18 protein-coding genes are annotated in these 21506 nt (G+C 36.5%); 9 read left to right on the plus strand and 9 right to left on the minus strand.

Going from position 1 to position 21506, the window contains the following annotated elements; translation table 11 throughout:
- Positions 1 to 346: 346 nt before the first annotated feature.
- The 8 genes from AC3HD6_RS07075 to AC3HD6_RS07110 all read left to right on the plus strand — a co-directional run bounded on the left by AC3HD6_RS07075 (position 347) and on the right by AC3HD6_RS07110 (position 8706).
- On the plus strand, positions 347 to 1399 hold the full coding sequence (locus tag AC3HD6_RS07075; protein WP_488895709.1) for a SagB/ThcOx family dehydrogenase: 1053 nt from the start codon (positions 347 to 349) through the stop codon (positions 1397 to 1399).
- 47 nt (positions 1400 to 1446) lie between these two features.
- Positions 1447 to 3117 (plus strand): ABC transporter ATP-binding protein, encoded by a 1671-nt coding sequence (locus tag AC3HD6_RS07080; RefSeq protein WP_488895710.1) that lies wholly within the window; start codon positions 1447 to 1449, stop codon positions 3115 to 3117.
- Positions 3118 to 3133: 16 nt separating this feature from the next.
- The gene (locus tag AC3HD6_RS07085) at positions 3134 to 3973 is read left to right on the plus strand and encodes a retropepsin-like aspartic protease (RefSeq protein WP_488895711.1); all 840 of its coding nucleotides are present in this window, start codon (positions 3134 to 3136) and stop codon (positions 3971 to 3973) included.
- A gap of 268 nt (positions 3974 to 4241) precedes the next feature.
- The gene (locus AC3HD6_RS07090; protein ID WP_488895712.1) at positions 4242 to 5840 is read left to right on the plus strand and encodes a Na+/H+ antiporter; all 1599 of its coding nucleotides are present in this window, start codon (positions 4242 to 4244) and stop codon (positions 5838 to 5840) included.
- 167 nt (positions 5841 to 6007) lie between these two features.
- Entirely contained in the window at positions 6008 to 6682 is a 675-nt protein-coding gene (gene ribB, locus AC3HD6_RS07095) for a 3,4-dihydroxy-2-butanone-4-phosphate synthase (RefSeq protein WP_488895713.1), read from the plus strand.
- A 12-nt stretch (positions 6683 to 6694) separates the two neighbouring features.
- Positions 6695 to 7456, plus strand: coding sequence for a siderophore-interacting protein (locus AC3HD6_RS07100; RefSeq protein WP_488895714.1), 762 nt, complete (start codon positions 6695 to 6697; stop codon positions 7454 to 7456).
- 75 nt (positions 7457 to 7531) lie between these two features.
- Positions 7532 to 7969, plus strand: coding sequence for a universal stress protein (locus AC3HD6_RS07105; RefSeq protein WP_488895715.1), 438 nt, complete (start codon positions 7532 to 7534; stop codon positions 7967 to 7969).
- Between the two features lie 71 nt (positions 7970 to 8040).
- The gene (locus AC3HD6_RS07110; RefSeq protein WP_488895716.1) at positions 8041 to 8706 is read left to right on the plus strand and encodes a TolC family protein; all 666 of its coding nucleotides are present in this window, start codon (positions 8041 to 8043) and stop codon (positions 8704 to 8706) included.
- Positions 8707 to 8877: 171 nt separating this feature from the next.
- Here AC3HD6_RS07110 and AC3HD6_RS07115 read toward each other — a convergent pair whose 3' ends face one another.
- The 7 genes from AC3HD6_RS07115 to AC3HD6_RS07145 form a co-directional block, all read right to left on the minus strand.
- Complete coding sequence (locus tag AC3HD6_RS07115; RefSeq protein WP_488895717.1) at positions 8878 to 9840, minus strand: T9SS type A sorting domain-containing protein; 963 nt, start codon at positions 9838 to 9840, stop codon at positions 8878 to 8880.
- Positions 9841 to 9884: 44 nt separating this feature from the next.
- On the minus strand, positions 9885 to 11282 hold the full coding sequence (locus AC3HD6_RS07120; RefSeq protein ID WP_488895718.1) for a porin family protein: 1398 nt from the start codon (positions 11280 to 11282) through the stop codon (positions 9885 to 9887).
- Positions 11275 to 11841: an RNA polymerase sigma factor gene (locus AC3HD6_RS07125; RefSeq protein WP_488895719.1), complete on the minus strand. Its 567-nt coding sequence runs from the start codon at positions 11839 to 11841 to the stop codon at positions 11275 to 11277. Before AC3HD6_RS07125 ends, AC3HD6_RS07120 begins: the two co-directional genes overlap by 8 nt.
- Positions 11842 to 11935: 94 nt before the next feature.
- Entirely contained in the window at positions 11936 to 12511 is a 576-nt protein-coding gene (locus tag AC3HD6_RS07130) for a DUF4840 domain-containing protein (protein WP_488895720.1), read from the minus strand.
- 296 nt (positions 12512 to 12807) lie between these two features.
- Positions 12808 to 14181: an efflux transporter outer membrane subunit gene (locus AC3HD6_RS07135; protein WP_488895721.1), complete on the minus strand. Its 1374-nt coding sequence runs from the start codon at positions 14179 to 14181 to the stop codon at positions 12808 to 12810.
- 28 nt (positions 14182 to 14209) lie between these two features.
- Positions 14210 to 17368 (minus strand): efflux RND transporter permease subunit, encoded by a 3159-nt coding sequence (locus AC3HD6_RS07140; protein WP_488895722.1) that lies wholly within the window; start codon positions 17366 to 17368, stop codon positions 14210 to 14212.
- A 29-nt stretch (positions 17369 to 17397) separates the two neighbouring features.
- Positions 17398 to 18516: an efflux RND transporter periplasmic adaptor subunit gene (locus tag AC3HD6_RS07145; RefSeq protein WP_488895723.1), complete on the minus strand. Its 1119-nt coding sequence runs from the start codon at positions 18514 to 18516 to the stop codon at positions 17398 to 17400.
- Between the two features lie 305 nt (positions 18517 to 18821).
- On the opposite strand from AC3HD6_RS07145, the gene AC3HD6_RS07150 reads away from it, so the two are divergent.
- Entirely contained in the window at positions 18822 to 19412 is a 591-nt protein-coding gene (locus AC3HD6_RS07150) for a porin family protein (RefSeq protein WP_488895724.1), read from the plus strand.
- Between the two features lie 197 nt (positions 19413 to 19609).
- Here the strand turns inward: AC3HD6_RS07150 and AC3HD6_RS07155 are convergent, their stop codons facing one another.
- Positions 19610 to 20374 carry a LytR/AlgR family response regulator transcription factor gene (locus AC3HD6_RS07155; protein WP_068940985.1) on the minus strand — a complete coding sequence of 255 codons (765 nt, stop codon included), beginning with the start codon at positions 20372 to 20374 and terminating at the stop codon, positions 19610 to 19612.
- Complete coding sequence (locus tag AC3HD6_RS07160) at positions 20371 to 21429, minus strand: sensor histidine kinase (protein ID WP_488895725.1); 1059 nt, start codon at positions 21427 to 21429, stop codon at positions 20371 to 20373. Before AC3HD6_RS07160 ends, AC3HD6_RS07155 begins: the two co-directional genes overlap by 4 nt.
- Positions 21430 to 21506 lie beyond the last annotated feature (77 nt).

Here is a 21506-nt window from a genome sequence, read left to right on the forward strand (position 1 = left end):
GATTTCAACCTGATCTGTAAATAATTACAACAGAACAAAGGAACTTTTAAAACAATTATTAAATTCAAAAACTTAAAACATGACTCAAGTAGACAAACCTATCGACAACGATTTTTTTGATTTCAACCTTATCTGTGGATAATTACAGTAAAAAATTAACTAAACTAAATACTAAAATCAAAAAAATTTAACAATGACTAAAATAGAAAATCCTATTAATCACGATTTTTTCGACATTAACGTGATGTGTACTTACCTACCAGATTATCCTCAACAATAACACCAACAGAAGGAGTGATTTTTCACTCATGATTAATCACTCCTTCTTTAATAAAACTTTAATATCATGAATATCTCACATAATTTCTTTGTATACTTTAAAAACAACGAGCCCATTTTATTTAATTATAAAGACAAAAAAGAGTACAGTGTAAGAAAAGAATACCTTAAAACACTTATTGATTACTCGCAAACTGAAGAGCACCCTACTGCAGAGAATGCCATTATCAATGATCTTATTACGGCTGATGTTCTTACCGAAAACAACAATCTGGAAGAACCTTACTTGCATTATTATGCTCATATGTTCAACTACATTACTAAAGATACCTCTTTATCAATGTCAGATTCTACAGAAGAAGAATGGGCCAGCCAGTATCTTGATATTTGCAAAAGAGTAAAGAAACAGGAGTTTCCAAGAAGAGGCCAGGTAGAAGACTATGAAACGGTATACAAACTACCAGAACCTACTTCTATACAAACAGACTTTTATGATACCTTAAAAAGGAGAAAAACAATCAGAGAATTTCAAGATACAGAAGCAAGTCTTGAACAGTTGAGCAATATGCTTTTTTACACCTTCGGTTATATTCACGGTGAAGAAGAAGAATACAAACCTTTTAGAAGAAGAAGCAGCCCTTCAGGAGGAAGTTTACAAATTATTGAGCCTTATATTACGGTATTCAATGTTGAAGGAGTTGAAAAAGGAGTTTATTGGTATGAGCCTGAAACCCATTCTTTATGTAAGGTAACCGATGAGTTTTCTTATCAGGATCTAAGAGAATGTTTAGCGGGTCAGTTTTTCGGTGGTAAATGTTCATTTGGAATCTTTTTCGCTGCTAATCTTGAAGTTTTAGCATGGAAATATAAAACTCCGAGAAACTTTAAAGTTGTATTATTAGAAGCAGGTCACTTCTCTCAAACGTCTCAATTGATTGCTGTATCTCAGTCCTTACAAACCTGGATTACGGGTGCATTCAAAGATTCTGCTATAGAAAAGTTCTGTAAAATGGACGGAATCAAAAAAATACCTGTTTTTTTCACAGCTTACGGAAAAGGGGATTATTTATCTATGCACTCAATCATGAGAAAAAAAGTAGATGAGTATAGTTCTAACTAAAAATTCCGATAGCATCTGTGAAAATTATTAATCAAAATTTAATTAATATGAATTCACAAAAAGAACTGCTAAAAAGGTTTTTAAAATATATCAATCCTTACGTTAAAGAAGAAATTATTCTTTTTGTGTTGATGATTATTTCAAGTGCCGGCACATTGGTAACCCCTTATATGCTGAAAGTCATCATTGATGATGTATTTCCTAAGGGAAGTTATCAGGACCTTGTGGTGTTAATAGGAGTATTGGTAGGAATATATGTTCTTCAGGTCATTTTCTCTTTGATTTCTGATGTAATGTCTACCACTGTAAGCAAGAAGATCTCTTCAGACATCCGGGAAGAAGCATTTGCCAATATTTTAAATAAAGATGTATCTTTCTTTAAGAACTCAAAAGTTGGAGAATTGGTATTTACCCTGATGAATGATGTGGATAATATTCAGCTGACAATTTCTTCATTACTCATCAGATCAATAAAAAACATCATTATTCTGATAGGAGTAGTCATAATGCTTTTTATACTGGATTACAAACTTACATTATTAAGTCTCATCCTACTTCCTGCCGTTGTTCTGGTGATTAAGGCTTTTGCCCCTCACATAAAAAAGAATTTTAAAGGAATACAACATTTGGAAGGACATCTCAATAATTATCTTGTAGAAAGAATAAAGAATATCAGAGTGATTAAAAGCTATGGAACCAACCATTTTGAGATGCTTAATATCAAAAAACAGCATAGTGATCTCGTTGGAAAACATTCAAGAGGTACATTTGTAAGCGGTCTCAATACCGGTGCATCTTCCCTGCTCATGTCCTTAGCCCCCGTCTTAGTGTTGTCTTATGGTGGATATCAAGTTTTTCAAAATACGATGAGTGTAGGAGCTCTTATTGCTTTCATACAATACCTTAACAGATTGTTTACTCCTACTGTTGAGATTGTATCCACTCATAATCAATTCTCGAAATCACTTATTTCAATGAAAAGGGTCTCAGAGTATTTTGATGAAACAAAAAAGGATGTACACGAATCATTAGAACCTGAGAGACAAAGCATTCATGAAATTATCTTCCAAAACATATCTATTAATCATTCTGGAACAGATATTTTAAAAGAAATAAACTTATCTTTCGACTATGGAAAAACCTACATCCTGAGTGGAAAGAGCGGAAGTGGAAAGTCATCTATCATTAATTTGTTATGTGGCTTTGCAGAGCCAACGGAAGGTCAGATATTAATCAACAATGAGAATATCAAAGAAAATACGTATTGGCAGAACGAATATTGCCTGATAGAAAAAGAAAACCAATTATTTCATGATACCATACGCAATAATATCCAGTATGGAACTGATAATAGCAGGTTTGAGCTTGATGAAATCATAAAATATGTTCAACTGGAAGATGCTATAAAAAAATTGGAAAAAGGGCCAGACAGCCTCATTTCTTTCAGTGGCGGAACATTTTCAGACGGACAGAAGCAGCGCCTATCTATTGCAAGAGCAATTAACAGATCTCCATCTGTATTTATATTTGATGAATCTACAGCATCATTGGATGCAAAACTGGAGAATGAAATTATTAAAACCATTCGTCTCCTTTTCCCCGGATCTATCATTATTATTGTTTCTCACAGATTAGAAACTCTTGAATTGGCAGATCACATTTTTAAATTAGATAAAGGAAATATTGAGCAGCAAGATGTGCTCTCAGAAGCAATATAAATTAAATTATAAGATTATGAAAAAGATATTTTTCGCATTTTTATTATCAATGACGACTCAGGCATTTTCTCAAAATGTACCATTCAAAACCTTACCTTCGGGCCACATTATTGTTCCTGCAAAAATAGAAGGGGTAGAAGGAAATTTCATACTGGATACCGGAGCTGGAATCAATCTTTTTTTTAATGATTTTGCAGCTAAATTCCCTCAAAAACCATCTTCTTATAATTTCTTCACAGGCTTCAGAGCAACCGGAGAACGTATTGATATTCCTCTTTTTACAAGCAAGGAAACCATCCTAGGAAAAAATAGCTTTAAAAATATCCCTTTCTCAACCGTAGATATGAAAATACCCGGAATTGACGGATTGATTTCATTAAAAACATTTGAAAAACAAGATCTTGTGATTGACTTCAAGGCTCAGGAAATAAGTTTTTCTGACAAGGCTCCCCAATCTTATTCAAAATCAATTGATATTTTTCTTTCTACACAACAGGATGATACAGTAGATATCTTTACCTATGTCACCTTAAATAATAAATACAAAATAAAAGTATTACTAGACTCCGGAGCAGGCAGTAACTCATTCTGGTTCAGCGATAAATTAATCTCCACCCTTAACCTCGATACCAAAAATATGCAGGTTATTGAAAAAGAAAGTGAATTCAATAAATCTGTGAAAACAAAAATCTACAAAGGCAGCATTTCCCAAATTTCAAATGAATACGCTACCTTAAAAGACCAAAATGTAATGTTTGTAGAAAATTTAATCTATGAGGGTAAAACAAGCATCAATTGGTTAGGTAATAAAATTGTTATCAGTATAAAAAATAAGAAAATATATATTCTCGAATAATTACACCCATTCAATATCATTATATACTGTCATAAGGAAGTTTCTATTTTCTTATGACATATTGTTTAAAAAAAGAAATGTTGAAATGATGAGGATCAAAAGTAAATTATAGCAACCCTAGTCGTGTACAACATTACCAATAAACAAATGATTATAAAACTTTTATACTTTTCCTAAAATTATATTTTCTCAGATTCATCGTTTTTTGATCCAGATCAAAGTTTTGCTTTTGTCAGCACAATAATTTTGCCGCACAATAAAGAAACTTATGGCAGAACTTGAAAAAATTATATGGATCTCTATCATTCTCATCGTCATTATTTCAGTAAAAGAAAGGCTCAAATTAGCACTTCCGCTTTTACTTTTATCAGCAGGGCTTATTTTAAGTCTTACAAGGTTGATTCCTTCCATAGATATGAGCCCGGAGATGATCTTTTATGTGGTTTTACCACCCATATTATTTGATGCAGCATGGAATACATCTATTCCCGAATTCAAAAAAGAATTTTCCAAAATATCACTTTTAGCAGTAGGATTGGTCTTTCTGACAACAACTATTATTGCCATCATTGCTTACAGTATCATTCCGGGTTTATCATGGCCGTTAGCTTTCATTTTAGGAGCTATTATTTCACCACCAGACGCTGTAGCTGCTACCAGTATAACCAAAGGACTTCCATTACCTAAAAAGCTGGTTACCATCCTTGAAGGAGAAAGTCTTTTGAATGATGCTTCAGCGCTTATTGCTTATAAATGTGCTTTGATTGCTATTGTAAGCGGAACTTTTTCTTTCTGGAACGCAGGATTTCAATTTGTAACCATTAGCTTAGGCGGAATTGTTGTTGCCCTTGTTATAGGATATATATTTCTGAAACTGCATAGATTTCTGAACGGAAACAGCAATGCAGAAACCTTTGTCATTATTTTATTACCATTTGCCACATACAGTATGGCTGAACATTTAGAATGCTCCGGAGTTCTTGCTGTTGTTGTTTTAGGCATGTTTCTTTCATGGAATTCCTTTTCACTTTTCAGTGCTAGCAGCAGAATACAGATGAGCCACTTCTGGGATGTTATTGTCTTTGTTCTGAATGGCTTAGTCTTCCTGATTCTGGGGATGCAGCTTCCCCAGATTATTGCAGACATTCCTCACTCTGAACTTCCGATATTAATTCTGTATAGCCTTCTCATTTTTGGAATCCTTATCATTATCAGGCTGTTTATGATCTTTACATTTCCTTTATTTTCAGGAAATAAAATCAAAAAAGAAACAGGATTCTTTTCACAGGCCAAAAAGGAATATATCATTTTATCGTGGTCCGGAATGCGGGGTGTTGTATCATTAGCTGCTGCACTCGCCATGCCTTTAGAAGATAATGACGGAGTCCTGATTTCCCAAAGAAGCACCATTTTATTTATAACATTTGTGGTAATTATTTTCACATTACTCATTCAGGGGTTTACGTTGCCCCATTTGATAAAGCTTATAAAACCTGCTGAAGAAGAGAAAAAGAACGAAAAAGAATTGAACATCTTATTAATTGATCAATCACTTTCCTTTCTGGAAAACAAAAAAAATGATCACTCAATCACCGAGGGTATTGTTTCCGGAATGATTGAAAAATTAAAGAAAGAAGAAACAGAACTGTATCAATCCGGAAATTCCGAACCTATTGACCGGATTGAATGGAGAAAAACCTACTTCAATATTGAACTTCAGCTTATAGAATTCCAACGGAAAGAACTTATTAAAAATTATTATATAGGTGAATATTCACTTGAAGTAATCCGTAAAAAAGAGTGGGAACTAGACTTTTGGGCCACTACTGTTTATCATGAAATGGAAACATTAGAGTATAAAAATTAAGATTGAGCTTACTTTTTTAACCTAAATCAAAGTTTTTCATTTCCGGCATGTCCAACTTTGCATCACCAATTTGAAATACAGAATAAGAAATACGAATACCTGGCTATTACAGCACTAACAACAGACAGATAGTCATTGATTATTATATACAATTTAAATATTTACTTATGGAAAATATGTTAAAAATATTTGGCGCAGATTCCAAAACAAGAGTTGAAAACGCAATAGAAGACCTACAAGTTGGCAAAGGTGTTTTGCTAATTGACAATGAAGACAGAGAGAATGAAGGTGATCTTATTTTCTCCGCAGAACACATGAATGAAGAAGATATGATCCAGATGATCCGGTATTGCAGCGGTGTAGTCTGCCTTTGTCTTACCCATGAAAAAGCTGATGAATTAGAGCTTTCTTATATGGTAACAGATAATTCCAGTCCATACCAGACTCCTTTTACAGTATCTATAGATGCCAGAAAAGGTGCTACAACAGGATTGTCAGCGTCCGACAGAATTGCAACGGTAAAAGCAGCTTTTGCTGAAAATGCCCAACCAGAAGACCTGGTTCGTCCCGGGCATATATTTCCTTTAAGAGCACACAACGATGGTGTCTTAGGAAGAAACGGGCATACGGAAGGGAGTATAGATCTGATGCGATTAGCTGGATTAAAACCGATATCTGTTTTATGTGAACTGATGAATGATGACGGAACCATGTCCAGATTTCCACAGATTGTAGTATTTGCATTAAAGCATGATTTAATGGTTTTATCCATAGAAGATATCATCGAATACAGACAAATGCACACTTCGGATAACTTATTAGCAGAAAATGTTTTACAATAAAATTTAACCACAATGAATTCAACCGAAACAAAAAAAATACGTTCAGTGTTTCATGTGAAACATAAAGAGTATCTCACCCCCCATTTTATCAGGGTTATTTTCAATATTAATGACAATCAGGCAGAAATGCTCGCTAATGTAAAATCGGGTTCAAATAACAAGATATTTATCCCTGTAGATGAGACAGATGCACAGGAAATTGTAAGAACCTATACTAACCGAAAAATTGATCTTGAAAACAGAGAACTGAGCATTGATTTTGTAGCACACGGAGACAACGGACCTGCATCAGCATGGGCGTTAAACGTACAGGAAGGTGATTTTTTAGGGATAGGAATGAAAGAAAGTACAAGACCTTTAGTTCCTGAAGCAGATTCTTATCTGTTGGTAGGTGATGCCACTGCCCTACCCGTTATCTGCGCAATTGTAGAACAGCTGCCTGAAGGAGTAAACGTTAAAGTATTGATGGAAACATTCGGAAAAGACGATGAAATACTTTCCTGCTCTGCAGCCAATGTAGATATTGAATGGCTTTATAATCCAACACCGGAAAAAGGAAGCCAGCTTGTAGAAGCGGCCAAACAGTTTAAATTTCCTGAAGATGAGCAAAGAAAATATGTGTATGTAGCTGCGGAATATTCTACGGTAAAAGAACTTCGTGATTATTTCAAAGCTGATACAACTCTTGATTCCCGCGCGCTGCATGCTGTATCTTATTGGAAGGCTGGTGAATCGGAAGATCAGGCTGGATTGCATAAAAAACAATCATCATAGGATCGTTTTTTAACCCAGGTCAAAGTTTTTATTCCTTGGATAACGGAATTTTGCAACACGATTTAAATATAAACTATGAACATTCAATCTATTGTCATCGCCCTGGATGAAAGTCTCTTTTCTCCACGAATTGCTTCCCGGGGCTTTGAACTGGCCATCTTTTTTAATGCTACCGTGAAGCTCCTTCTTGTAAGAAATAATACAGCCATTCTTAATGCCTCACTAGCCAATACTTCGATAGAAAATGATGACTCGATGGAAAAGCAAATGGCTAAAATTAAGCAGGTTACCGAAAAATTTAGTTTGATAGAACATTCAACGACAATTCTTAATGGTGATCCGCAGGAACAAATCATTCAGTTTATGGCTGACAACAGCGCAGACCTATTAATTATAGGCACCCATGGAAGAACCGGATTAGATCATCTCATCAGTGGCAGTACCGCAGAATACATCATCCGCCACTCTACTACTCCGGTATTGGTTCTTCCATACAATCACGAAACACACTAAATCTTATTCATCATAACTAACCTCTTAAAGCAAGCTCAATGCCTGCCTGGCGGAGCTATGTCTTACAACAAATGAAAACATTAATCAATCCACTTCTCTGGAAATCTCTCCTGCTATGTCTTGGTACAGCGTTGAGTATTCCCGGAAATGCACAAACTCGTTTGCTTACCTTAAATCAAACGGTAGAAATGGCACTTTCAAACAGCAATGCCCTGAAAATGAAAAGAGCTTCTGTAGATCTTGCCATCAATAAATATAACCAGGCCAAAGACCTGTCTCTTCCTACGGGAAGCGTTAGCGGAACATTTTCTCATACGGAAAATATCGCCAACCATATCAAACTGGGATCTCTTGACTGGGTACTCCCTAAAAGTGCCGAATCTTATGTAGGAAATGCTTCGCTTAACGAAACTGTTTTCAATGGTTTTAAACTGAAGTATGCAAGGCAGTCTACCCTACTCCTTTCTGAAATTGCGAAAACCAATGTGACTCTTACTGAGGATGAGGTGATTTACACTGCGATTCAGATGTATTTTGACCTGTACAAAATTTCTCAAAGCCAAAAAATTGTACAGCAGAATCTCACAGCAGTTGATAACCTTATTCAACAGGCGGAACAGTTTTACCGTCATGGCATTGTGACTAAAAATGATGTCTTACGATTTAAACTTCAAAGATCCGGAATTGAGATTACAGCCTCAGACCTAGAGACCAACCGCAAAAATCGTATGCTATAATTTGAATGTCCTTCTCGGAAGACTTTAGAAATAAAAATAACCAACTAACATCATTGTTTTTTACCAGGCTCATCATTGGGTCTGGTTTTGTTTTCCAAAATAAAATCGGCACAAAACAGATTGTGCCGATTTAACCACTATTAAAAACTAACGAAAAGATTATTTAATCCTTTATTTCTTTATAAATTTATTTCTATAGACCTCTCCTTTGGTGCTTTTGGAAACGATGATATAATTTCCGGGAACTAAATGGCTTACATCAATGCCTTGCTTGTATTGATGGTCCTTTTTCTGAAGAACCAGTTTTCCGGACATATCCATAATAGCAACCTCTTTATACTCCTCAGATTCTTTTCCTATATAAAGAAACTGCGCCGTAGGATTCGGGTATATATTTAATTTATTTTCTTTACGCTTCACTTCTCCTGTTCCTAAGTTTCCACAAAACTCCCAATTACTATATTCTAATTTTACGAAAGCAAAAGGGTCTAGCATTTGGCACTGATTAGGACAATATTCCGTACAGGCATAAAAACCATATTCTCCCGGTTCAGAAGCAGTATAGGTATCTCCCGTCACATTAGGAATCACGCAAGGATCCCCGGTAAAAGGAGCCGTAGTTGTTGGAACACATTTGAACCATGTATGAGGACCATATACTACGGGAAATACATTATCAAACTTCACAGGAGCCTCATTGCATACATGCACTATTCCACCATCTACAATCTCATAAGTTCCCGGAACAAAAGTGGACATCATAGCAGGTAAGCCATACACATATCCATCTGCCATCACTGCAGCACTTTCCGCAGCACAATCACCTTGTGTAACTGCTACCTTAAAATAATACAACTGGTCATTTCCATTAATGGTCAATTGTTGTGAGGTAGCCCCTGGAATTGCTTCCCAAGGATTATTATTAGGGCTTTGCCAGGTCCATTCCTGTTTATACCATTGATAGGTTGAATAGGTTTGGGTAGTGGAAAGTATTTCATCTTCATTTTCACAGAACAGGATCTTATCTGCGAACATGGCCCCTAATCTTGGGCTGGTAATGACAGGATTACACTGCGCCTTTATATTCAGAAGGTTAAACAATAAAAATGTTAAAAAAATCAGTTTTGTTTTCATATATATTGACATTTAAGTTGATTTCTATTGTAAAGTCATCAGCATTAATCAATCAACAATCTGATCCCGAATTTTACATTAAAATGCAGGGGTTTTTCCTTATAAATTGTGTTAGGAGAGTTTTCATTCTTAAAATGATATCCAATTCCCGGTTCCGCATAAACCCCCAACCTTTTGACCAACTTCATCTGAAGCCCTACTGCTGTATTTACTGAAAACGACAGTGGTTTATGATCCAATTTTTCTTCTGAAATTTCTTTTACTTCATCATTTACTACATAACTTGTTGTAATACTTCCGGATATGGGCTTTTCTACCAAAGCTCCTCCTGTAACATATCCCGTAAATCTTCCTTTCTGAATCACATTATAATTAATCTGAACAGGAATTCCGATATAGTGAACCTTCTGCTCTCCTTTAATATAATTATCATCACTTCCTGAATGAAGCTCAGAAGCAAGTTTTGTATAATTTATTCCTGTTCCTATACCCCATCTTTTGCCTAGATTATAGTATACTGACAGCCCAAATGTTACCGGTACTTTATGCCTGATCCTTGCTTCTACCGGCTTACTCTGATTGGCCAATAATATTTGGGTCAAAGGATCTTCTACATAGCTGGAAGCAGTCCATACCTGCTCAAAACTCATAGGTTTTCCATCTACAGAGGCATAACCATGAAACTGCTGCTCTGCGGAATTGGATGATGCATTTCCTGTAAGCATACTTAACATCCATTTCTTTTCAGATTTAGATTTTATATGCTTGGTTTTGGTATTATCTGCATATTTTTCCGGCAGCTCTTTCTCCACTTCATTTACTTTCTTTTCTCCCTCTTCATTCTTTACATTATCATTCGCCAAAGGCTTTTCTTTGGTTTTATTTTCATCTGGAATCAAGATCGTCTGCTCTAACTTATCTGCTTGTATAACATCTTGAACTTTTTCATCATTTCCGGGTTCTTTTCCTCCTGTCTTTTCAGATGTTGTCTGCTTTATATTTTTAGCAAAATGACCTATTGTATTAAAATCATTCTGTTCTAAAGAAATATCTGCCTTTGAGTTTTTCCAAATCTTTCCACTCTTTTCTTGTTCTATATTGTTCAAAGGCAGACTTGTATCTTTATTTTTATTAAAATCCGATGGATTCTGTACATGCCTGTTCTGGTTTTCTTCCGGTACTATTTTCATCATCATAAAGATTAAAACAGCTGCTGCAGCAATACCACCAATACGGTACAACCAGGATTTGCTTCCTGCATTTATTTCTTTTATCTTTTCTTCTTTATTTTCAGCATCAATTGTAGGAATAAAGCCTGTAGGTTTATTTTCACTATCTTCTGAGAACAATTCATCCCTGATGTCATCCCACAATCCTTCCGGAACCTCATCTTCATGGTTCTCCATTCTGCTTCGCAGGTTATCGAGCCATTCGTTATTCATATTGTGCTTTTTTTGACATTTTAAATTCCTTTATTTTCTGAACCAGCACCCCTTTTGCACGATGAAACTGTGATGCTGAAGAATTTTCTGCAATTCCCAGCAGCAATGCAATTTCCTTATGACTTTTCTGTTCAAACACATACAGGTTGAAAACAGCTCTATATCCATCTGGAAGAGAATGAATTAACTTCATAATATCTTCTTTCGGAATTTCCTCAAAGTCCGGTTCTTCTTCATTGGGAAGATCGGGAAGATCTTCTACCTCAACGGAAGACTTAAAGTCTCCTTTCTGTTTGATATGCTTCAGAGACTCGTTTACAGCAATACGGGTAATCCATGCTCTAAGTGAGCCATCTCCTCTGTATTCAAATGATTCTATAGAACGAAACATCTTAATAAAACTATTTTGAAGCACATCATGCACATCTTCTTTTTCAGTGATATACCGGGAACATACATAAGCCAGATTTCCTGAATAAGCTCCAAAAAGCTCTTTCCAGGCGGCTTCCTCCTTCTCCAGAAGGCGGTTTACCAAAATCTGTTCTTTACTTTCTCCCATGTACTGCTCCAGTATACGATATATTGATTAAAATTTTAAAGCAAAAATAGATTGCATCGTATAAATACAATCTATTTATAGTAATAACCATTAACTAATATTTTACACAGAACGGAAAATTATAATTAATCGCTTCATAAGGGGCAAGTACTGTACCGTCTACGGTAATTTTCTCAGCAGTCAAAGCAAATCGCAATGAACCGTCCATCCCTACATAAAACCCTTTCTGCTTAGCATTCAATGTCACTTCTGTCTTTTTAGTCTTCCCATCTACAGGGATCAGGAGCTCCATAGATTTGGGGGCCAAAGATAGCTCGATTACATTGCTCACTGTATTGATAGAAGCGGTATATTTAATTTCATACTTTACCTTTCCTAACGCTTTAATAGCCTCGTCTGCTTTTACCGGGTCTTTTACTACTGTTTTCACAATCTCTTCCACTGGAAATTCTGAAAACATAATCGTATCTTTTTTTGCTTTAAAATTCTTTATTTTTTCTGTTTTGCTTTCTCCCTGTATAGTAATGAGCCTTCCTTTATAATTTCCATTTACATCTTCCAGTTTTACCGGGATAATTTCCGGACTGTCCACACTACATGAATACAAAGTAATCCCTGTTAATACTATTACAATAGCTGTTAAAAATTGAGATACTGTAAATTTTTTCATTGCATTATTTTTTCATTAAACATTAATTATTTTGAGTACTCATTGATATAAATCTCATTTTCCGAAAATCTTGCACGCATTATTCAAAAAAAATAATTTTTTCTTATAACTCATTGATTTAATGAGCCAAAAAAAATTCATCCAAATGTTTTTTTCAATAAAAAATAATCATTGTTCTGAAATCTATAGGGCTATCATTTGATTTTTAATCAACTTACCTTTCAAAAGCATTATATGTATATAACAAAAAAAGGAAGCTACATTATATAACTTCCTTTCTTCTCTTTTCATCTGCATTACTCTATACCTCCACCTAGTGCACGGTATAGATCTACCTCAGCATTTAATCTTTCCAACGTAACGTTGATTGCTTCCAGATCATTCTGAAGTTTATTATTTTGGGCTGTAATCACCTCAAGATAAGTTGCCATTCCACTTTTATACAGTTTCAAAGCATCTCCAATTCCTTTATCAAGAATGGCGGTTCTTTGCTCTAAAAGCTGCAGCCTCTCAGAAGTCCCTTGAGTTTTAGCCATGGCATCAGAAACTTCACCAACCGCTGTCATCACTGACTGCTTAAAATTGATTGCTGCTTTTTCCTGTTCAATTAATGCCGTTTCATAAGCCGTTTTCAATTGTTTTTTCTGAAAAATGGGTGCCGCCAGGTTTGCTGCCACGGCTTTAGTAATGGAACCCGGAATATCAAACCATGAACTGAATTTATTCGAGTTTACTCCAATCTGCGGGCTCAGGCTGATACTTGGATACATCGCTGCTTTTGCCAATCCTGTTTTTGAATTCAGACTGATAACATTGAATTCAGCCATCTTAAGGTCCGGTCTTCGGCTTAACAACTGTGCAGGAAGCCCTTCTGAAAGTTTATTTCCAGGGATCATCATTTTCAGCTCTCCTGATCTTTCAATCTTCGCCGGATATTCACCACAAAGGATACTCAAAGCATTTTCCTGAATGGATATATTCTGCTTGGCCAGGGGAATCAGAAGTTCAGCCGTTTTCTTCTGCGCTTCGGATTGCTGTACTGCCAATGAATTGATCTGCCCTGCCTTAAACTGAAGATCCATCATTTTAAGAGTATTATTGCTTAGCTCAATATTCTGTTCTGCAATTTTCATCTGCTCATCTAAACTTATCAAATTATAATAAGCCTGGGCTACCTGAACAATGATTCTGCTTTTTATAGCATTTAAATTTTCTTTTTGGGCAAAGTATTCTGCTGCTGCCGACTCTTTCTGCATCTTCGCTTTTCCCCAGATATCAACTTCCCATGAAAGCCTCAGATTGGCACTGAAGTCATCCATATGGGTGGTTCCTACAAACTGCTCATTCAATGATCCGTTAAGCGTATTTTTGGAAGCCCAGCTTCTGTTTGCTCCGGCACTAAGATCGAGTGTTGGAAGAAGGGATAACTTAGCTTGCTTGTACATCAAATCAAGCTGTTCTATATTTTTCAGGGCAACATTTACTTCATTATTTCTAGCCAGCGCTTTGTCTATTAAGCCAATCAGCTTAGAATCCTTAAAGAATGTCTTCCATGGAAGCACGACGGTATCTCCTGTTACCTGCACAGATTCTTTGTAGGTTTCCGGCATCTGAAGATCTGTCCTTGCATAAGGTTTCCCCACGGCGCAGGACACCAGTATTGATGCCATTGCGCCAGAAATAAGGAAATTTTTTATATTAAATATTCTCATTTGTCAATTGATTTTGGATTACAGGATACTTCTTTTTGGATGAAAATTTCTCATCCAGATATTGGAAGAACATATACAGAACAGGAATTACAAATACTCCTAATACAACTCCACTCAACATTCCTATGGCAGCACTTACACTGATGGATTTATTTCCTGAAGCCATTCCTCCTGTAGAAATCATCAGCGGAATCATCCCCACAATAAAGGCTAATGAGGTCATGATGATCGGACGCAGCCTAGCTTTTGCTCCTTCCAGTGCCGAATCCAGAATAGAAAGTCCTGATTTTCGCCTCTGGACAGCGAATTCTACAATAAGGATCGCATTTTTCGCCAAAAGACCAATAAGCATAATCAATCCTACCTGTACATAGATATTGTTATCCAGCCCAATGGCTTTGATTCCTAAGAATGCTCCTACAATTCCTGTTGGAATGGAAAGCATTACCGCCAATGGAAGAATATAACTCTCATATTGGGCTGCAAGAAGCAGATACACAAACAGTAAACATAATCCAAGGATCACAACGGTTTGGCTTCCTGCTGATTTTTCTTCCAAGCTTAATCCTGTCCATTCATAACTATAATCAGAAGGAAGCTTATTCAAGGTTGGCTCAATTTTATCCATTAAAGCTCCGTTACTGATTCCTGGTTTCGGTACCACGTTAATGTTCAATGAATTATAAAGATTATATCGCTGAACAGATTCCGGGCCGTATACTTTTTTCAAAGTGATTAAGGTATTGGCAGGAACCATTTCTCCTTTATTATTTTTCACGAAAATATCATTGAACGCCTGTTCATCCATTCTGAAGACCCCATCAGCTTTGATATTCACCCTATAGAACTTTCCGAATCTTGAGAAATTCTGAGACTGATCTCCTGAGAAATAGGTCTGTATAGAGTTTAATAAATTGGAAATACTAACTCCTAACTGCTTGGCTTTATCTTCATTCACTTCAAGCTCCAGCTGCGGATAATCTGCTCTGAACATGGTATAGGCATATGCCACTTCCGGAACCTGCATCAACTGTCCAATCACATCATCTGCTTTTGCTTTAAGAACCTGTGGATCTCTGGCCATACGATCTTGAAGAACAATCTCAGCATCATTCGTTACTCCATATCCTTCTACCGGAGGCATTCTGAAGCTCATTACACTTCCTTCTTTGATCACGGACAGCTTTCCGTTTACAATATTCATAATCTCGTCAATATCCTGAACCGCTCCTCTTTCTTTTTTAGGCTTTAACTTCACAAACCCCATTGCATAAGCAGGTCCGGCACTGTTACTTAATAAATTAAATCCTGTAATGGACGTATTTTCCTGAACAGCATCTACCGTTTTCAAAATCGCATTGATCTTATTGGATACTTCTGTAGTTTTGGTCAATCCGGTTCCTGGCGGCATACTTAATGAATAGATGAAGAATCCGTCATCTTCCATCGGAACAAAGCTCTTGGTTGTACTGGTCATCAGCCATGCTGAAAGGCCTATAATTCCGGCTACCAATCCCGCTGCAATCCATTTACGCCCAATTAAAAATCTTACTCCTTTCGCATAACGTTCCGTCATATTATTGAATCCAGCATTAAAAGCAACGGCAAATCTCTGTCCGAATCCTTTTTTCTTTCCGCCTTCTTCTGCATGGTGATTTTTCAAAAATACCGCACATAAAGCTGGTGTTAAAGTAAGAGCATTTACCGCTGAGATAATAATCGCAATCGCTAATGTATAGGCAAACTGCTTATAGAATAATCCCGCAGAACCTGACATAAACCCAATTGGAATAAATACCGCAGACATCACTAAAGTAATGGAAATAACAGCTCCTGTAATTTCACTCATCGCCTTATGCGTAGCATCTCTTCCGGAAAGATCTGTTCCTTCCATATTACTGTGAACTGCTTCCACTACTACAATGGCATCATCGACGACAATACCAATTGCCAATACAAGGGCAAATAGAGTCAGTACATTAATGGTAAATCCTAATACCAAAAGGAAGAAGAAAGTACCAATAATCGCTACCGGAACTGCAATGGCCGGAATAATGGTAGATCTGAAATCCTGTAAGAAGATAAACACTACAATAAATACAAGGATAAATGCTTCTATCAGAGTAGATTTTACCTGTCCTGTCGCTTCATCCAATCTTTCCTTGGTACTCATCACTTTAGTGTATTTGATTCCTGGAGGGAAAGATTTTGACAGCTGGTCAATCGCTTTATTGACTCCTATTTCAATTTCATTGGCATTGGATCCTGTAGTCTGCATAATGGCCACAGTAACCGCATTTTTACCATTAGAAAGGTTATCACCACTGTTATTGATGGATCCAAATTCTATTCTGGCAACATCTTTAAGCCTGATCACATTGGTTCCGTCATTTTTAACGACGATATTTTCGTATTGTTCAGGCTTGTTTTTTTTCCCTTTATATCGGATTACATATTCTAATGCAGCATTAGATTCTTCTCCTAATTTACCGGGAGCAGACTCTAAACTGTGATCAGCAATCGCGTTGGAAACATCAGAAGGTTCCAATCCATAAGAGGCCATCTTCTGAGGATTCAGCCATATTCTCATGGAATAATCTTTAATTCCGAAAATCTGTGCCTGCCCTACTCCTTTCACCCTTTTTACCTGTGGAATAAGGTTAATATTGGCATAGTTCTGAAGAAAGGTTTCATCATACTGCTCATTATCTTCAGTATAGATATTGAAAATCAATACCATACTATTCTGTTGTTTAGAGGTAGTAAGCCCCATTCTTATCACTTCCTGAGGCAATATCGGAGTCGCCTGCTGTACTCTGTTCTGTACGTTCACTGCAGCCTGATCGGCATTTACTCCCTGCTTAAATATCACTGAGATGGTAAATGTTCCGTCATTACTTGCCGTGGATTTCATGTAACTCATGTCTTCCACCCCGTTGATCTGCTCTTCCAGCGGTGTTACTACGGAACGAATTACCGTTTCACTATTTCCCCCAGGATAAGAACCTGAAACCGTAATGGTAGGTGGAGAAATGTCCGGAAATCGGGTCACTGCCAGCTGGTTTAATCCTATGATCCCCAAAATGACAATGATAAGGGATATTACCGTCGCCAGTACCGGACGGTCTATTATCTTTTTTAACATTTTCGAATTTTCTAAGAATGATTATAAAATTATTTCGAAGGAGTTACTTTAGCTACAACCAGTGCTCCATCTGTAAGGGCATCTATCCTGTTGATAGCGATCTTGTCTCCTGCATTCACTCCATTCTTCACAAAGTAGTCCTGGGAAGTGCTTCCTGAGACTTGGATCTGCGTCATTTTCACTTTATCTTTTCCTTCAAGTTTATAGACAAAGAACCTATCCTGAATATCTTTTACGGAGGTTTTCGGAAGCTTTACCACACCATCTAATGCATTATGAATCATTACTCTTCCTGTACCTCCTGATCTTAGTAATTTATCCGGATTCTGAAAAACTGCTTTCATCTGAATACTTCCTGTATTTCTGTCAAAGTTTCCGCTTGCATTTTCCAATCTTCCTTTGAAACCATACTTAGAACCATCTGCTAGAATAAGTTCTACGTTTTCAGTATTTTCTCCTGAAGCAGCGGCTCTGCTATGAGCAATAAAGTCTGCTTCGTTCATGGAGAAGTAAACATTTATACTGCTTATATTAGAAAGAGTTGTTAATGGTGAAGCATCAGAAGGGCTGATAAGGTTTCCTACCCTGTTCGGGATTCTTCCTATATAACCGCTCACAGGAGCTTTAATGTAGGTAAAATTAGCATTGATTTTTGAAGAACCTAAAGAAGATTGTGCCTGAGCTACCTGTGCTGATGCTGCTTTCAAACTCGCTTGTGCTGTTTTCAGCTGCATATCAGAAACTACTTTTCCTTCTACAAGAGGTCTTAGCTTTTCAACTTCCAATCTTGCTGTTTCCTGGGCTGCCAAAGCAGACTTTAATGCTGCTTCATTGGTATTCACCTGCTCATTATATACTGATGGATTAATTCTGAACAACGTTTGCCCTTTGCTTACAAACTGACCTTCTTTTATGTATACCGCTTCAAGGTATCCTGTTACCTGTGCTTTTATTTCCACATTATCCTGTCCTTCCATACTTCCCGGGTATCCTGTTGTAACGTCTTCATTTCCTGATTTCACCTGGATGAAATCGGTAGGAAGTGCCTGCACCTGCTGTGCATTTTCCTGAGCATTTCCTGAACCGCAGGAGTACAGTACTGCTGCAGCCATAAGTGAAAGTGCCAGGTATCCTTTTCTATAGTTCATAACATTTGTTTTTAAATTTTACAACAGCAAAATAAGTTCATATAATAAGGATATGAGTGCAAAAATCTGGTGAAACGTAGTTAATAGCAGATGAAACGTATCATACCAAAAATGAAAAGAAAAGGAGATATTTCGGTGATTCAGATCGGTAAAAAAGGACTTTTTCGTTTTAGTATTTCAAAAATACGGTTGAGGTTTCAATTTATACGCTTCGCTTTTATAACTCATAGCTCAGGTTATTTTCCCTTCTAATTTCGCAGTATCAAAACATCAAAAAATAAGTCAATAATTTAAATTTTTATCAAATGAAAAAGTTTTTAGCAATCACAGCGATCGTATTAGGATTAGGAGTACAGGCTCAAACTACCACACCGAAAAAGGAATCAGGAATAGAATTAATTCCAAAAGCTGGAATCAATATTGCCAATCAATCCATTAAAAATGTGAATGGTGAGAAATCAAAGACCTCCTTTCAAGCTGGTTTAGGGGTAAATATTCAAACAGGTATAAAAAACTTTTCTGTGCAGCCCGAGGTTAATTTCATCAGCAAAGGAACAAAGTTTAAAAATAGCTTTGGAAGCGAAACGTACAATTTTAATTATTTAGAAATTCCGGTATTAGCTAAATACAGCTTCGGTCCATTGTATGTAAATGCAGGTCCTTCTATTGGGTTCCTTATGGGAAAAAATGATAAAATGAAAGCTGCATATGGCAAAACCAAATCAATAGATTTTGGATTGCAGATGGGTGCAGGAGTAGCCATTCCTGCCGGGCCAGGAAAAGTGATTATAGATGGCAGATATAATTTAGGATTAAATAATATCTCTGATGAGAAAGGGGCAGATGTGAAAAACAGAGGTTTTGCGATTTCTCTGGGATATGCTATTCCTTTATAATCTTTAATTCATAGCTTTTTCTTCATATGATCCCTTCATGAGCAATTCGTGAGGGGATTTTGGCAGGTGTAGGGTTGGAAACTGGAAGTTACTATTGTACAAAGAACTTCTAATCATTATAAAAACTACTAGATAATTAAAAATAGTTTTAATTTGTTTTCGGACCTCAATAACTTCCCTCTCCCAGCTTCCTTTCACTAATAATCCATCCAGGATTTGAAAATAGAAGCTTTTTCGCGGCTTACGATCACTTCCATTTCAGGTTGTTTTCTCAATTCCAGTTTGAGTTTTCCATTGAAATGGTTAAAGATCTGTTTTACAGAATCTATGTGAATGATAAACTGCCTGTTAGCACGGAAGAAAAACTTTGGGTCCAATTGTTTTTCAAGTTCTTCAAGTGTTTGTGGAATATTTTCTACAACGCCGGTATTCAGCATTGCTTTACTGATACCCAATTCTGTGTAAAAGTATAAAATGTCTTCTGACAATACTGTTTTATATCCGTCACGATGAACGATAAGAAATCGTTTTCTATAATCTTTAGGCTGGATATAATTGAGCAATCCTTCAATAGCTGATCCTACAACAGGAACCGCTTCCATAAAGGTTTCATACCGCTTTAATGCGGCATCCAGTTCTTCTTCTTCTATGGGTTTCAGAAGATAGTCTACACTGTTATATTTGAAGGCCTGTACTGCATATTCGTCATATGCTGTTGTAAAAATCACAGCACTTTTAACTTCATGTTTATTAAAAATCTCAAAGCTTAGACCGTCTGCCAGACGAATATCCATCATAATGATATCCGGAACGACATTATTTTCGAGCCAATTTACCGTAGAGGTTATTGAATCTTCTACGGAAAGAATTTCAATGTGTGGTCTTAGCTTTAGCAACAGCCTTTTTAATCGGTCTGCATTAGGTCTTTCATCCTCGACTATTAAAATTTTATTAATCTTCATATCAACGGGAGTTTTACAATAAATTTATCTTCTGTTTTTTCTATAATCGGTTTTGTATAACCTAGAATCTCATACCTGGCAATAATATTGGTAAGCCCCACTCCTGAAGAGTCCGGCTTATTGAGTAACCGTAAAAAGGTATTGGCGACCACCAGCTCTTTTTCCGAGTTTGTATACACATGAATTTCCAATGGATTCGCCTTTGAGGTCTGGTTGTGCTTGATAGCGTTTTCTACCAACAATTGTAGAGATAATGGAAGCGTGTACATGGATCTGTATTCTTCCTGGATATCAATTTTAAATACAACACCTTCCCCAATTCTTTTTTCAATCAGGAAAATATAAGAGTCTAGAAACTTCAATTCTTCTTCTACAGCAATGATATCTTTCTTGGAATTGACCAGCAGATATCGATATACCCGGGCAAATTTTTCTGAATATTCATATCCCAGCTGCTGATCTTCCAGAATAAGCTCTGAAAGTACACTTAGGTTATTAAAGATAAAATGCGGATCTATTTGCAGCTTAAGCGCCTGAAGTTCAGCGGCCATGGCAGCTTGCTTATGCTTAGAAGCTCTTAATTTATGCTGTGCTGCTTCCACGGCAGTTCTTTTCCAGTTTTGAAGCAGGTAATCCACTGTATTAAAACCACTTATAATAAGAGATATTACAATATTGGTGGCTACCCATTGTCCTAATAAGGTATATTCTTTCCGGGAGTCCATTTCAGGTAAATTGTCTGAGGTACAGTCTACAATGGTATTAATGATCATCACAATCAGGACACTTCCTACAATCTGAAGAAATCCTTGTATCAACAATCGCTTGATGGTTCTGTCTTTCCAGGGAAGCAGTTTATTGAGTGACGCATCAATAAGGATACTTACCTCCGATATGATAACTGAAAAAAGAAACACCCATGAAGCGTCTTCAATAATCATCTTTAGCGGAGTGTTCAAATATTCCTGCCAAACCGGGTCAAATGGATCAATCAGATAAGAGAAGCCACAAAAAGCAATCACCGCTACAGCCCAGATTACCAGCCTCCTTTTCATTGTGGAAAGAAACTTTTTACTTCGTATTAAATTTTTTCTGATGGTTGCAATCCTATTCATTATCCGGGACTTTGTGA

The organism is Chryseobacterium sp. II3a, from assembly GCF_057815135.1.